This window comes from Arcicella gelida (assembly GCF_034931025.1).
Taxonomy (GTDB): Bacteria; Bacteroidota; Bacteroidia; order Cytophagales; family Spirosomataceae; genus Arcicella; species Arcicella gelida.
In genome coordinates, this window is the sequence record NZ_JAYGIL010000003.1 from 141,730 (window position 1) to 156,132 (window position 14,403).

The 14,403-nt window shown below is 35.8% G+C and carries 13 protein-coding genes; 4 read left to right on the forward strand and 9 right to left on the reverse strand.

Going from position 1 to position 14,403, the window contains the following annotated elements; genetic code table 11:
* The first annotated feature begins 117 nt into the window (after positions 1–117).
* Positions 118–1,428, forward strand: coding sequence for a 30S ribosomal protein S12 methylthiotransferase RimO (gene rimO / locus VB776_RS02480; RefSeq protein WP_323325690.1), 1,311 nt, complete (start codon positions 118–120; stop codon positions 1,426–1,428).
* A gap of 157 nt (positions 1,429–1,585) precedes the next feature.
* On the opposite strand, the gene VB776_RS02485 is transcribed toward rimO, so the two are convergent.
* The gene (locus VB776_RS02485) at positions 1,586–2,200 is read right to left on the reverse strand and encodes an inorganic pyrophosphatase (RefSeq protein ID WP_323326109.1); all 615 of its coding nucleotides are present in this window, start codon (positions 2,198–2,200) and stop codon (positions 1,586–1,588) included.
* Positions 2,201–2,292: 92 nt separating this feature from the next.
* On the reverse strand, positions 2,293–2,967 hold the full coding sequence (locus VB776_RS02490; RefSeq protein WP_323325692.1) for a TatD family hydrolase: 675 nt from the start codon (positions 2,965–2,967) through the stop codon (positions 2,293–2,295).
* Positions 2,968–3,086: 119 nt separating this feature from the next.
* Here VB776_RS02490 and VB776_RS02495 point away from each other — a divergent pair, with 119 nt between their 5' ends.
* Positions 3,087–4,586 (forward strand): cryptochrome/deoxyribodipyrimidine photo-lyase family protein, encoded by a 1,500-nt coding sequence (locus tag VB776_RS02495; RefSeq protein ID WP_323325694.1) that lies wholly within the window; start codon positions 3,087–3,089, stop codon positions 4,584–4,586.
* 91 nt (positions 4,587–4,677) lie between these two features.
* Complete coding sequence (def, locus tag VB776_RS02500) at positions 4,678–5,256, forward strand: peptide deformylase (protein WP_323325696.1); 579 nt, start codon at positions 4,678–4,680, stop codon at positions 5,254–5,256.
* Between the two features lie 110 nt (positions 5,257–5,366).
* Here def and VB776_RS02505 read toward each other — a convergent pair whose 3' ends face one another.
* The 3 genes from VB776_RS02505 to dnaG all read right to left on the reverse strand — a co-directional run bounded on the left by VB776_RS02505 (position 5,367) and on the right by dnaG (position 9,800).
* Positions 5,367–6,992: an amidohydrolase family protein gene (locus VB776_RS02505; protein ID WP_323325698.1), complete on the reverse strand. Its 1,626-nt coding sequence runs from the start codon at positions 6,990–6,992 to the stop codon at positions 5,367–5,369.
* Between the two features lie 188 nt (positions 6,993–7,180).
* Positions 7,181–7,684: a SixA phosphatase family protein gene (locus VB776_RS02510; protein WP_323325700.1), complete on the reverse strand. Its 504-nt coding sequence runs from the start codon at positions 7,682–7,684 to the stop codon at positions 7,181–7,183.
* Positions 7,685–7,700: 16 nt separating this feature from the next.
* Positions 7,701–9,800 (reverse strand): DNA primase, encoded by a 2,100-nt coding sequence (gene dnaG, locus VB776_RS02515; protein ID WP_323325702.1) that lies wholly within the window; start codon positions 9,798–9,800, stop codon positions 7,701–7,703.
* A gap of 98 nt (positions 9,801–9,898) precedes the next feature.
* Here dnaG and VB776_RS02520 point away from each other — a divergent pair, with 98 nt between their 5' ends.
* Positions 9,899–11,068, forward strand: coding sequence for an aminotransferase class V-fold PLP-dependent enzyme (locus tag VB776_RS02520; protein ID WP_323325704.1), 1,170 nt, complete (start codon positions 9,899–9,901; stop codon positions 11,066–11,068).
* Between the two features lie 182 nt (positions 11,069–11,250).
* Here VB776_RS02520 and VB776_RS02525 read toward each other — a convergent pair whose 3' ends face one another.
* From VB776_RS02525 to VB776_RS02540, 4 genes are all read right to left on the reverse strand, one after another.
* Entirely contained in the window at positions 11,251–11,505 is a 255-nt protein-coding gene (locus VB776_RS02525) for a hypothetical protein (protein ID WP_323325706.1), read from the reverse strand.
* A 122-nt stretch (positions 11,506–11,627) separates the two neighbouring features.
* Entirely contained in the window at positions 11,628–12,344 is a 717-nt protein-coding gene (locus VB776_RS02530) for a DUF3667 domain-containing protein (RefSeq protein ID WP_323325708.1), read from the reverse strand.
* 326 nt (positions 12,345–12,670) lie between these two features.
* Positions 12,671–13,486, reverse strand: coding sequence for an HNH endonuclease (locus tag VB776_RS02535; protein WP_323325710.1), 816 nt, complete (start codon positions 13,484–13,486; stop codon positions 12,671–12,673).
* Between the two features lie 145 nt (positions 13,487–13,631).
* A complete protein-coding gene (locus VB776_RS02540; protein WP_323325712.1) occupies positions 13,632–14,330 on the reverse strand; it encodes a hypothetical protein in 699 nt (232 codons plus the stop codon).
* Between the last annotated feature and the right edge of the window lie 73 nt (positions 14,331–14,403).

Sequence of the window (14,403 nt, forward strand, 5' to 3'; positions counted from 1 at the left end):
TTAATACTTCTTCAAAAGAAAAGAGCGAAGCGTTCTCTTCAACGCTGAATGCTGAAAAATTTTGTTGTAAATTGCAGGCTAATTAAAAATTTCCCATCAAAGTTTGGGCTTCTTGAAATGAAAACTAAAACATTACGTAAGAATAAAGTAAATATCGTAACGCTGGGTTGTAGTAAAAACTTGGTGGATTCAGAAGTAATTTACACGCAATTGAAAGGCAATGGCATGAATGTTACGCATGAATCTAAAAAGGACGATGCCAACGTTGTGATTGTAAATACTTGTGGATTTATTGATAATGCCAAACAAGAATCTATTGATACAATTTTGAGATACGTGGATGCCAAAGAATCTGGTATTATTGATAAATTGTACGTTACGGGCTGTTTGTCGCATCGCTATAAAGATGAATTAGAGACTGAAATTCCAGCAGTTGATGCTTTTTTTGGCACAAACGAATTGCCTCGTTTGCTAAAAACGCTAAAAGCAGACTATAAACACGAACTCATCGGCGAGCGTTTACTCACTACGCCAACGCATTATGCGTATTTGAAAATTGCAGAAGGTTGCGACCGTCCTTGTTCTTTTTGTGCTATTCCTTTGATGCGTGGCGGACACGTTTCTCGTTCTATCGAAGATTTGGTCGTTGAAGCAAAATCATTAGTAAAACGTGGTACAAAGGAATTGATATTGATTGCCCAAGATTTAACTTATTACGGATTAGATATTTATAAAAAGCGTAATCTTTCTGAATTGTTAGAGCAATTTGCCGACATTGAAGGACTTGATTGGATTCGTTTGCAATACGCTTATCCAGCAGGTTTCCCGATGGATGTTTTAGACACAATGGCAAAACATCCGAACATTTGTAAGTACTTGGATATGCCTTTACAAAGTGGTTCTACGGAAGTATTGAAAAGAATGCGTCGTGGAATTACTCGTGAGAAAACCGAAGATTTAATCAATGCGATTCGTGATAAAGTACCAGAAATTGCCTTGAGAACAACGTTGATTTCTGGTCACCCAGGAGAAACCGAAGCAGATTTTGAAGAAACTTATCAGTTTGTTGAAAAAATGCGTTTCGACCGTCTGGGTGTTTTCACTTATTCACATGAAGACGATACGCATTCGCATACTTTTGAAGACGACGTGCCTGCGGAAGTAAAACAAGAACGTGCCGACGAAATTATGGCTCTGCAACAAGATATTTCGATGGAATTGAACCAGAACAGAATCGGGAATACTTATAAAGTATTATTCGACAGAAAAGAAGGTGGATATTTTATCGGAAGAACACAATTCGACTCGCCAGAAGTGGATAATGAAGTATTAGTTCCTGCTACGCAATACGTGCGTTTGGGCGATTTTGCCAATGTAAAAGTAAATCGTGCAGAGGAGTTTGATTTGTATGGGGAAGTAGTTTTATAATTTGAAAATTTGGTAATTTGAAAATTTGAAGATTATAAGGGAGAAAGGATTTTAAAAACCATAGTTCATACTTTACAACATTTTCAAATTTTCAAATTACCAAATCTTCAAATCCTTATTTGATTTTCAAATCCTCAAATTTTCAAATCAATTTATATTATCCTACCAAGTTACGGTAGTCTTCTCTTGATTTTAGAATGATTTGGTGAGCTACTTCTGCACCGTAAACCTCATCAATATCAACCGCTACTTTTTCTTCTCCAGGAATATTCTTGTAAGTTAAGAAGTAGTGAACCAAACGGTCGATAATTGGTTTTGGACATTGAGAAATATCTGTCCAGCCACCGTACATTGAATCGCCTTTCAATACTGCGATGATTTTATCATCGGCTTCTCCTTTATCAATCATTCTAATTCCACCGATTGGAATCGCCTGACAAATAATATCACCATGAGTGATAGTACGTTCAGAAAGAACCAAAATATCTAATGGGTCACCATCACCTTTTTCGATTTCTTTTCCTGATTTCTCACGAGCAAATTCTGCTGTGATTTCTCCACAATAAGTTTGAGGAAGGAAACCGTAAAGGGCAGGAACGATGTTAGAGAATTTTTGAGGACGGTCGATTTTCAAATAACCAGTCTCTTTGTCGATTTCATACTTTACAGTATCAGTCGATACAATCTCGATGAAAGCAGTCACTACTTTCGGCATGCCGTCTCCAATCTGGATACCATGCCACGGATGGGCTTTATAAAAGTTTCTTTGCATACTAATTGGTTGGTAGTGGATGGATGGTGGTGTGTGAGGAATACCTGTTTTAATCACTTTCTCAACCGGTTTTTTTACTCTTGATGTTTTTTTCATACCACGCTCGAATCGGCACTTACTACTCTTTTGAAATTTTGTAATATTTGTTCTTGTAAAACTTCAACAGGCTCTGTTAAATAGGTTGAAGCATGGGCAAATATAGTCGAAATAAAGCAATTTTTGTCGTCTGTTTCTAAAAATAACTGCTTAATTGGAATAGTTAAAATGTTTTTACTGGCATTGGATTCTGGATTCAATAAAGCACTTCCCAATGAAATATAAAACTGATGATTTATCAATTGTTGACAAATCTGAGTATTGTTATTAAAGCCATGCACTATCATCGGAATACGTGGTTTTAACTTTTTTTTCAGTGCAATTAATTCCGAATATGCTTTTACACAATGTATGATTATAGGTTTTTGTAAACTTTCCGCCAAATGAATTTGTCTGATAAATACTTCTTTTTGAAAACTCATCTCCAAATTAATTAATCTATCCAAACCACATTCGCCAATGGCTAAAATGTTTGGCTGACGAGCCAATTTTTCTAATTGTGCAAAATCCTCATCAATACTTTCAGGTTTGATATACCACGGATGCAAACCAACCGAAAATTTACCCACAGCCATATCCATCCAACCTGAAACAGTTTGAGCATTCTTAATACTCAAAGTATCTTTTTCTGTTGAAGGATGATGTGTGTGAATGTTTAGATAGATTGGCATTAAAAAGTCAGCTTAACGTTTAAAATAAGTATGAGTGATTTTATAAATTTAATCTCATTCTCAAAACAAATATACTCCTTTCAAGATTTATAAAGTACTCAAATGTCCTATCAAAATTAGTGATTAATATCTTGTGGTTTAAACGTGACCTTCGTTTGAGAGACAACGAAGCCTTAAAAGCAGCATTGGCGGATAAAAAACCGCTTTTGATGCTCTATTGCTTTGAACCTTCGCTGATGCAAGATGCCCATTATTCTGCTCGTCATTGGCAATTTGTTTGGGAATCTTTACAGGATTTGAACCAACAATTACAAAGTATTCATCCGCAACTTTCTATTAAAATTATTCATGGAGAAGTAATCTCTTGCTTGGAAACTTTGCATGAAAAAGAAACGATTTATAAAATCTTTTCACAACAAGAAACGGGGCTTAAAATTACGTATGACCGAGATAAATCTGTTAATACTTTCTGTAAAAACAACAACATTACTTGGTTAGAATTTCAAAGTAATGGTATCACCAGAGGCAAAAGGAATCGTGAAAACTGGGTAAAAGAGTGGCATCAGTATATGAGTAAGCCATTGGCAGAAGCTGATTTCAGCAATATTGAATCGCATTTGAAATTACCAGAAGATTTGCCTATTCAAGTAATTAACAATCCTGCAATACTTTTCAAAGATTATACTTTCAATAAAGCACAACAGCCCGGAGGAGAAAGTTTTGCTCATCGTTATCTTCATTCTTTTCTGAACGAAAGAGTAAAAAATTATGCAAAATCGCTCTCAAAACCTTTGGCTTCTCGCAAAGCTTGTAGTCGGCTTTCGCCTTATATTGCTTGGGGTTGTATCAGTATTCGGCAAATTTACCAAGCTCACATAAAGGCTTCAAAGGCAAATCCTACGCTCAAGTGGCAGTTGGATAATTTTGGTTCAAGATTGCGTTGGCATTGTCATTTTATCCAAAAGTTTGAAATGGAAGACCGAATGGAATTTGAAAATCTCAATCGTGGCTATGATTCGCTACTTATTGCGAAAAATGATGATTTCTTTAAAGCTTGGGCAGAAGGCAGAACGGGTTTTCCGTTGGTGGATGCTTGTATGCGTTGTTTGATTGAAACGGGTTACCTTAATTTTAGGATGCGTGCTATGTTGGTTTCGGTGCTTACTCATCAACTTTTTCAGCATTGGAAAGAAGGAGCTTTGCATTTGGCAAGATTGTTTTTAGATTTCGAGCCGGGCATTCATTATCCACAAATCCAGATGCAAGCGGGTGTTACGGGGATTAATACAGTCAGGATGTACAATCCTATCAAGCAGTCGCAAGAACATGACCCCGAAGGAATTTTTATCAAACAATGGCTTCCTGGATTAAAGAATTGTCCTTTGGCATACCTTCACGAACCTTGGAAAATGACGACCTTGGAACAAGATTTTTACGGTTTTCATCTCGATGTGGATTATCCTTTGCCACTTATCAATTTTGAAGAAAACACCAAAATTGCAAAAGAACGAATATGGGGACATCGCAAAACTGATGAAGTAAAAGCCTCAAAAAAGCAAATTTTAGAAAAACATACCATTCCGAAGAAGGAAGCCGTACAACGAAGAAAGAAAAAATAAACCTTTTCTGTAACTTTGTGGAAAGATTTGCGAAAGCCAATCACATACATAACCAATCGGTGAGTTTTGCCGAATTCAGAAAATACAGAAAATGATTTATCCTATAGTTGCCTACGGTGATTCCGTTCTCAGAAAAGTTGCCGTTGATATAGAAAAAGGCTCAATTGATGTTAAGAAATTATCAGAAGATATGTTTGAAACCATGTACAATGCTTCTGGTGTAGGTTTGGCTGCTCCGCAAATTGGCTTGGCTATCAGAATGTTTGTGGTGGACGGTCGCCCTTTCAACGAAGGTGAAGATTTGGACGAACGAGACAAAGACCCTTCTTTAGTAGATTTCAAAAAAGTATTTATCAATGCTGAAATTTTGGAAGAAGACGGCGACGAATGGGCTTTTGAAGAAGGCTGTTTATCAATTCCGAATATCCGTGAAGATGTTTATCGTCCTGAATTTGTGAAAATTAAGTATGTAGATGTTGATTTCAACGAACACATCGAAGAATACGAAGGCTTGGCAGCACGTATTATTCAACACGAATATGACCATATCGACGGAATTCTTTTCACCGACCATTTAAGTCCTGTGAAAAAGAGAATGTTGAAAAATAAATTAGCGAATATTACAAAAGGAAATATCAAAGTAGATTACAAAATGAAATTCCCGAAGTAATTGTTTATAGTTATAAAACTGTTCAAGCTTTTGTAATTTTCCAATTAGCTAGCGAATTAATTCGCCAGCTAATTGGAAAACAAATTGAGGAAACTTGATTAAAATATCTCTTACTCCTTATTCCCTTGAATTTTTGAGCTTGATTTTTTCTCTAATCCCGGTTGAAAAATCTCGAAGTTTTCTTTTTTCTTAGCTTCAGCTACAATTTTACGAACGTCTTCTAATAATTTTTTTGCATCATAAATTACACCATCTTTAATCGTGTATTTCACACCGCCAACTCGCACAACTTCATTATTTTCTGTTAATCTGATTGCACCAGTTCCATAAAGATTTTTTAGATTTTTCAGTGGATTTTCTTCTAAAATTACCATGTCTGCTAATTTCCCTACTTCAATACTTCCGATTTTATCAGCCATTCCCAAAGCCTCAGCTCCTTTTAAGCTTGCCGCACGAATTACTTCTAAAGGATGAAAACCAGCTTCACGCAATAATTCCAATTCACGAATATAAGCAAAACCGTATAACTGAAAAATAAAGCCTGAGTCCGAACCAGCAGTTACTCTGCCTCCTCGGTTTTTATATTCATTGATAAATGCCATCCAAAGTTTATAATTTTCTTTCCACTGCACTTCTTGCTCAGTTCCCCATTCTTGCCAATACGAACCATGTGAAATACGTGAAGGCTGATAAAAACGCCATAATTGTGGCATGGTGTACTCTTCATGCCATTCAGCACGACGGGCTAACATTAATTCACGATTGGCTTCATAAATATTAAAAGTTGGGTCGATGGTGAAATCCAATTTCAATAATTCATCCATTACTTCATTCCAACGTTTTGAACCGGGTTTTGCAGCTTGTTTCCACAATTTCCCTGCTTCTTCAAATCGATTTTGTTCGTTGCTATAATTATAATCGGCTGGATAATCCTGAATTGTTTGACTTTCAAAAAGTGCTTCTGGCAAACCATACCAATGTTCCATCGAAGTAAGTCCTGCTCTGGCAGAATTCAAGACATTCCAACGTGCCACATCTACTTGTGCATGATGATATGCCGAACGTAAGCCTAATTCTTTATTTCTTTTGATGGCGGTTTCGATTACTTCTGGTCTTGCTCCAAAAAATTTAATGCCATCAGCTCCTTTTTTGGCATTTTCTTCTACCCAAGTTTTTGCCTGTTCTGCGGTTGAAATAGTTTCTTTTGAACCCATTCCAAATGCAGTATAAGCTAAAATTCTTGGTGCAGTAATTTCATTTTTTAATGATTTGGCTTTTTGTTCTAAAACCCAATCCAAACCATTTCCTGCCGATGGGTCACGAATGGTGGTGATACCATGTCCAAGCCATAATTTATACACATATTCTGCGGGTGTTCCTTGCGATTTTCCACCAATATGTCCGTGCATATCTACAAAACCTGGCAACATATACATGCCTGTACAGTCTAATTCTTTATCGCCTGGATTCAATTTTGGGCGACTTTTGGGGTCAATCGGAACGCCTGGGTAGCCTACAACTTTTATTTCTACAATTTTATTTTTTTCAACGACAATATCACAAGGTCCTTGCATCGGCGAGCCTGTTCCGTTGACTAGATTTACACCTCTGATAATCATGCGGTTGAATTGTCCTTCGCCTTCTGCTCGTGGAGGTGCTTTTTCAATTTGTGCGATGGATTTTAGGGAAAAGATTAATAAACAGCAAGTAAGGAAACTTGATAAATGTTTTTTCATGGTTTGAATGTTTGATGAATGTTGATAATTTAAATTAGTAAGTACCGAAAACGATACGATGTTTATTCTTTTCTAAGATACGGAATTTATGATTATGCTGTGAGGAATGCTGTATTTTCCAGTTTGATACTTTTGTACTTGCTCTAAAATAATAAAAGCTCATAGATTACGAACCTATGAGCTTTCAATCAACTATTATACCCCAAAATACTTTCTGGAGAATCATAAAATATCAAATCTCCTGATTTCTTCCCTACTTCTGCCCAAGCTTGATTTTCTATTTTCATGCCTACCACTGCACAAGTTGGCATTGCACCAATATCTGCGTGGGTTAAGTATTCTGCAAAATAACTAATACTTGGATTATGCCCCACAATCATCACATGATTCAGATTGGCAGGAATCGCATTCACCGCATCTAAATAATGCTTTGGCGAGCTTTCGTATAAATCACTCAATACATAAACTTTCTCTTCTGGAATACCCAATTGTTCACAAAGTACTTTTGTTGTCATTTGCGTGCGTTCGGCATTTGAAGTAATGATTAAATCAATTTGGCTGATTTTGGTAGATAAATTTCTGCCCATTCTGGCGGTATCAATCATCCCACTGGAGGTAAGCGGACGAACAATATCGGGACTTACTGAATCTGAAGCTTTGGCATGGCGAACCAAATATAATGTCTTTGTCATGTTGATTAATTAATGTCTATCTACCTACAACCGTTCCTAATTCTTTGGCAATTTCTTTTTCTATTTGCTTGGCTTCCATAAATAAGCCTAACAGATGTGTTTGTTCGTTGGCATCTGAAGTTTTGGCAAGTTTTTGCATCAAATCCTTCATTTGCTGTTCGTTATAAGCTTTTTTTAAGCGTAAAATATTCTGAAAAGCTAAATCCGCTAATTTATCGTCTTCTGTCGGAACGATGATTTCGTGTTTCAACCAAGCCTCAGAAGCAGCATATCGTTCAGTGACTAAATTGATGGCTTCTTGTTGAATAGTCGGGTTACTATGGGCAATAAAAAACTTGGTATCTAAAACAATTCCCTGAATGAATTTTTCACGACACATTTGTAAAATAGTATCATAAATTGGCGTTGTAAAATTCATGCCATCAATTTCTGATAAAATATATTGCATCAAAGTAACACCGGGAGCAACACCCGGATCTACTTCTTTTACGCCATGACTTACCAATAATCGTACACATTCTCTTTCTTGCAAAGCAATTCCAGTTGGGATTACTTTATTGTTTGGCGGAATATTGGCAGGTGTGTTGGATACTGAAGTATTTGTACTTGGAACAAAATCTGTTGGAAAACCAGAAAATTCATCCTCTTCCGTAAAACTTGGTAAATCATCGAAATTTACATTCGGTTGCGAAGTTGGTTGGCTAAGTGTTACACCAGCAGGTAAATCATTTTGCAATCGCTGACGATTAGCATCTCTTTGATTGTCTTTTTCTCGCTGTTTGCTTCTTTCTAAGGTAATTTTGTTACTTTCTGTAATCAAAATTGCTTCGTCAATTTGCATTAAACTAGCTGTTTTTTGAAAGAAAACAGACCTTGTGATGGTATCAGGTATTTTAGAAATACTCCCCACCATGTCTTTTATCAACTCTGCTCTTTTGAAAGGGTCGCTTCCAGCTTCTTTGAGGAATAATTCCGCTTTGAAAGTAATAAAATCACTGGCGTTTTTGTGAATATATTCTACAAAAGCCTCTGAACCGATTTTCTGAACATAACTATCTGGGTCTTCGCCTTCTGGAAATACGACTAATTTTACATTGAGTCCTTCTTCCAAAATCATGTCCATTCCTCGCAAAGATGCCTTGATTCCCGCAGGGTCGCCATCGTACAAAACGGTGATGTTTTGCGAGAAACGAGCGATTAATCGAATTTGTTCTATCGTCAGAGAAGTACCCGAAGAAGCAACCACGTTTTCAATTCCTGCCTGATGCAATGAAATAACATCCGTATAACCTTCTACCAAATAGCAGACATCCTTGGTTCTGATGGCATTTTTGGCTTGGAAAATGCCATAAAGTACATTCGATTTATGATAAACTTCAGTTTCAGGAGAGTTCAAATACTTTGCCTGAGATTTATCATTTTTCAGAATTCTTGCTCCAAAAGCAATTACTTTTCCCGAAACATTATGGATAGGAAATGTTACTCTATTTCTAAAACGGTCGAATGTTTTTTGATTTTGCTGAGGATTTTCTTGCTCATTTTGCTTCAAAATCGTCAGCCCAGCCTTCACCAAAATATCTAAATTATAGCCATTTTTCAGGGCTTCTTTGGTAAAAGCATCCCAGTTTTCAAGGCTATAACCCAATTCGAAAGTACGAATGGTTTTATCTGAAAAACCTCTTTCTTTAAAATAAGGATAAGCAATCGACTGCCCTTCTTCGTGTTGAAAAAGGTTATTTTGGTAATAATTCTTAGCGTAATTAAGAGCAATCAATAAGCTTTCACGCTCGTTTTGGGCTAATTGTTGTTCATCGGAAAGCTGTGTTTCTTGGATTTCGATGCCGTACTTTTTGGCTAAATGTCGAAGTGCTTCTCCATAACCTAAACCTTCAATATCCATAATAAAACGGATTGAATCACCTGCTTTTCCACAACCAAAACATTTATAAATTCCTTTCGCTGGCGAAACAGAAAAGGAAGGAGACTTTTCGCCATGAAAAGGACAGCAAGCCCAAAGGTTTGCACCTTTTTTCTTCAAAGAAACATAATCGCCAATTACATCGGCAATATCAGCACTTTGTCGGATTCGTTCTATGGTGGCTTCGTCTATTCGCATAATTCAAAATTACATCTTTTTGTGTTGTACAAATCATTTATGAGTTAAAATCATAAAGAATCTGTATTTTTGAAAAATTTCAATTCAACATCAACAACATGAATTTATCCTGTCAAAAACATCTTTTTAGCCTCGAAGAAGGCATTCATTATATCAATTGTGCCACGATGGCACCCAATTTGAAATCGGTAGAAGAAGCTGGTATTCAAGGAATTTTACGCAAATCACAACCGCAATATATTACTTCTCAAAGTTTTTTTGAAACGGTAGAACCCGTAAAAGAAGCTTATGCAAAATTGATTAATTGTTCCGAACCCGAACGCATCGTTATTCTTCCCTCATCATCTTACGGCATGGCGATTGTGGCAAAAAATCTTTATCGAAAACCTAATTTGCAATCGGGACAAGAAATTGTGATGGTCAGTGAAGAATTTCCTTCGGATGTATATGCTTGGGAAGAAGTTTGTGCAGAGAAAGGTTTGGTCATGAAAGTAGTACCTCCGCCAGTAGGATTAGAAAATCGTGGAAAAATTTGGAATGAAAGATTGCTAGAAGCCATTACGACTAATACTTGTTTGGTGGTTGTGTCGCCAACGCATTGGGCAGATGGTACTTCGTTTGATACTGAAATTATCGGAAAGCAATGTCGTTCAGTAGGTGCATTACTCGTTTTAGACGGTACGCAAAGTATCGGAGCGATGCCTTTTGATGTACAAAAAGTACAGCCAGATGCCATTATTAATCCCGGATACAAATGGCTTTTAGGACCATATTCGGCTGGAGTGGCATATTTTGGTGCTTTTTTTGATGAAGGAACGCCTTTGGAACGCAACTGGATTAATAGAGTAGGTTCAGAAGATTTTAAGAACCTAATCAATTACCAAACTCAGTATCGAAGTATGTCCGACCGATACAATATGGGCGAAAAAAGTAATTTTATTTTGAACCCAATGTTAGCTGCTGCACTCACTCAAATTAATACTTGGGGCGTTGATTCAATTAATCAATATTGTGATAAATTGTTGAAAGAACCTTTAACACTTTTACAAGAAAAAGGCTATTGGGTAGATGAAAAGCCCTACAGAAGTAACCATTTGGTAGGTATCAGGATTCCGCCAAAAGCTGATTATTCAACCATACAAAAGGCTTTGCAAGAGCGAAAAGTACATGTCTCGTTCAGAGGAGAAGCCATCCGACTAGCTCCACATGTTTATAATGATGGCAATGATATTGATGTGTTGATGGATGGATTATTGAAGGGGATTTAAACAACAAATTTCACTCATGGTATGACTGACAGAATACTTTGATGCTCAATATAACTCAATGAGTCATGCCATGAGTATTTTAAATTTCAAAGAGTGTGAGTGTAAACGGACTCGGTTGCGTTCCAAGAACGCCTGACACTCTGACGTAGTGAAAACACTACGCCAAACTAGGGTAAATATGGTCACTCACCTAAATTTCTTGCCTTCATTTCTTTTTGTACTGATTTATAATTTATCCAAAGTACGATTGTGATAAGTGCAATAAAAGCTGGCATATAAAGTAAAGAGAAACTCAAACCGTTAACTACAGCCCTAATAATTGTAAATAGAACTGCCACAATCATTGTCGCAACAGTAATCTGATGGGAGGATTTGATGTTTTTCCACTTTTTTTGCAATTCCTCGTCTGTTAAATCAACAAGTTCTTTTTCTTTCATTTTCTTAATATCATTTAATTGTCAGGTTGTGATTATTGTGTCGTTCTGAAATATCTGCCAACGGTCTGGGTTGCGTTCCAAGAACGCCTGACACTCTGACGTAGTGAAAACACTACGCCAAACTAGGGTTTTGTTAGGACGTCGATTGTTATTCCAATGGCAAAAATGACAATATAAAAAGTTATTGTACCTAAAAAAAATGAAGCAAATGCTTTTAAATAATTTCCAATTTTCTTGGCTTCATAGAAATTTCCAATTGCCCAAACTATATAAGTTACGCCAATAATTCCTGCAATATTTAATAATTTATAATGTAAAAGTCCTTGTGCAAATGCGAATATTGCAAAAATTAACATTGAAATACCTTGTACAAAACACAACATTATAAGCAATTCAAAAAAGTTATATCCATATTTTTTGAAAAGTACTTTAAGCCAAATTGCGATAAATATTCCTGCTACTATACTTGTATATCCGTAATGTGCTTGCATCCATTTTAAGATAGCTCCAATAGCCGAATTCTCTGTTACTTGAAAATTTATGACTTCCTCTTCAATGTGAAAAAAGTGACTTATCAAGGTGTAAATTAGAGAAGTCAGAATAATAAAAATTACAGGTTTTACTAGTCGGCTTCTATTTTCCGAAAGATATTTTCGTATATTCTGTCCTGGTTTTGTGATAAGTTCTCTTACAGTATATAAAATTCCACGTTCAAAATGCAATACGTGTTCAATTTCATGAATTATGTAATGTCCGTCAATTCTTTTTAGACTTGTCGGTTGTCCACAGTCAGGACAAAATTTTGAATTTATTTCGGTGTTACAGTTTTTGCAATTCATTTATTTTTGTCTGATGATTTTGTCAATTTGTTTGTTTACAGTCGGCTTGGTAAAATTGTAACCAACGAACATGGCTTGTGGCAGGTGAGAAATTTGAAACTCATCTGCCCGAAGGTTTAATGATATAAATAACTGTTGGTCAATTGCTTACAAAATGTTAATGGATTCCCATCAGGAGGGTCAAAGACCAAATTGGGAAGTGTGTAAAACGGACTCGGTTGCGTTCTAATAACGCCTGACACTCCGACGTAGTGAAAACACTACACCAAACTAGGGTTTTAAACAATAAATTTCACTCATGGCATGACTGACAGAATGCTTAGCTATTAGCTGCTGCTCTTTTGTTCGTGGATGTCGTCAAGTATTGAATTATTATTATTTTCTTCCAACCAATTTAAAAAACTTCCCAAATCAGAACCACCATATCCTATTGTATATTCAATTCCCATGATAGCAATTACAAAATAGTAATGGTTTTCTTTTGTAATTAATATTCTAAACTCGTGAAGTACTTCATAATTTTCAATTGATATTTTGGAATGATTAAATCTTGTTTCTTCTGAGTAAATTCTTCTTTGATTGTATTTCCAAAAATCAATACCAACACCATTTCGAGCATAATTTTTTATCTCATCAAGTTCTGGTTTATTCATTACTTCTTCTATCCAACCATCTTCTTTTATTAAATAATAAAGCAATGCTTCAACTGCAACCTTTGCAAGAAATCTTGACAATATTTTATTATTTGGTTCTGGTTTGTCAAATGCGGGAATTATCATCGAACCTTTTGATTTGGAAAATATTTTGTGTGCATTTTTTTCATCTTGCTCACTAAAAACAATTGAAACTCTTCCTCTTTTGTCAATAATTACTTCTGCTTTTGCAAGTTCAGGTGAAATAAAAATAGCATTTTCTATTGGTATTCGCCCCTTTTTACTTTCAATTCCAGCTCTGTGTCTTACATTTCTAAAATAAGGTTGTTCAAGTAAGGGCTTTTCTATTTTCAAAGCAAAATATTGATTACACTTATCACAAACAAATCCTTTGTCCAAAATATGTTCTTTGTTTCCTAAACTTTCAGGAATAATGTGTTCAACGCTTTTAGAGTTGTCAGAGTTTTGTTTGCAAAAAAGACAATTCATTTTCCTTTCAGTTTAATTGTGTCGTTATAGAGTTACAGCTAACGGTTTGGGGCTTGGCGAAGTGGGAAATTAGAAGTACAAATGCTCAATTTAGTACTTCTGCCCCCATTTTGCCAAACCCTTGTTAGCTGCTGCTCTTTTGTATTCATTCTAAGTCTGATTTTATTCGTTTACTTTTCAACCATTTAAGAAGTTTGTCTCTTATTTCCGATTGTTGTCCAAAGGCAAAAGGCTCATTCTTAGGTATTGTCCAACTTCTTAAAGTGTCAAAAAATAGCAAGATGTCATATTTTCTAACTCCTGACATTTCAAAATCAATTTCAAGAACTTTTCCGTTGTCAATGTAATAAATCATTCCAGCTCTTCCGTGATATTTTATGTGAAATCCGTTGTCTTTTACAAGTTCGTTGAACTTATCTTTTTGATGTCGTTCAGTTGTACAATTATCTTTTACTATTTCTGCTATTTGGTTTTCAAAATGAGTGTCGTCAATTTTTATAGTTGTCCAACCCTTAGGTGTTTTCTTGCCAATTTCTTTTTCATTCTTTATTATTTGTTTTCTGCAAAATTCGGCTTGTTGTATCATTTCCATTTTGTCAGCACAAGTTGCCAAATCAAGCCAAAAGTCTTCTGAAAAATAATGTCCACTTTCGTCAGCCATTTCAATAAGGGTTTCAAGTGAAAGTCCCCATTCGTTATGTTTCAAAAAATCTTTACTTTCTTTAAATTTTTCACTTTCTTTATAAAACTCTGGCACATACTCTTGTGTCAACCTAAGAATTGCAACTGGTGTCAATTCAGAAGTCTCTGTTTTTCGTCTTTTAAATATTGAGAAGATGTCCATATAGAGTTGCAGCCAACGAGCATATAACCGCCATACGCTCTGTAAAAATAACTACCTATTGCGTCTATCCAAC

Excerpts from the sequence above, each read along its gene's own strand:
- rimO (WP_323325690.1), top strand. The coding sequence starts at position 118 with ATGAAAACTAAAACATTACGTAAGAATAAAGTAAATATCGTAACGCTG.
- VB776_RS02485 (WP_323326109.1), bottom strand. The coding sequence starts at position 2,200 with ATGCAAAGAAACTTTTATAAAGCCCATCCGTGGCATGGTATCCAGATT.
- VB776_RS02490 (WP_323325692.1), bottom strand. The coding sequence starts at position 2,967 with ATGCCAATCTATCTAAACATTCACACACATCATCCTTCAACAGAAAAA.
- def (WP_323325696.1), top strand. The coding sequence starts at position 4,678 with ATGATTTATCCTATAGTTGCCTACGGTGATTCCGTTCTCAGAAAAGTT.
- VB776_RS02505 (WP_323325698.1), bottom strand. The coding sequence starts at position 6,992 with ATGAAAAAACATTTATCAAGTTTCCTTACTTGCTGTTTATTAATCTTT.
- VB776_RS02510 (WP_323325700.1), bottom strand. The coding sequence starts at position 7,684 with ATGACAAAGACATTATATTTGGTTCGCCATGCCAAAGCTTCAGATTCA.
- dnaG (WP_323325702.1), bottom strand. The coding sequence starts at position 9,800 with ATGCGAATAGACGAAGCCACCATAGAACGAATCCGACAAAGTGCTGAT.
- VB776_RS02520 (WP_323325704.1), top strand. The coding sequence starts at position 9,899 with ATGAATTTATCCTGTCAAAAACATCTTTTTAGCCTCGAAGAAGGCATT.
- VB776_RS02525 (WP_323325706.1), bottom strand. The coding sequence starts at position 11,505 with ATGAAAGAAAAAGAACTTGTTGATTTAACAGACGAGGAATTGCAAAAA.
- VB776_RS02530 (WP_323325708.1), bottom strand. The coding sequence starts at position 12,344 with ATGAATTGCAAAAACTGTAACACCGAAATAAATTCAAAATTTTGTCCT.
- VB776_RS02535 (WP_323325710.1), bottom strand. The coding sequence starts at position 13,486 with ATGAATTGTCTTTTTTGCAAACAAAACTCTGACAACTCTAAAAGCGTT.
- VB776_RS02540 (WP_323325712.1), bottom strand. The coding sequence starts at position 14,330 with ATGGACATCTTCTCAATATTTAAAAGACGAAAAACAGAGACTTCTGAA.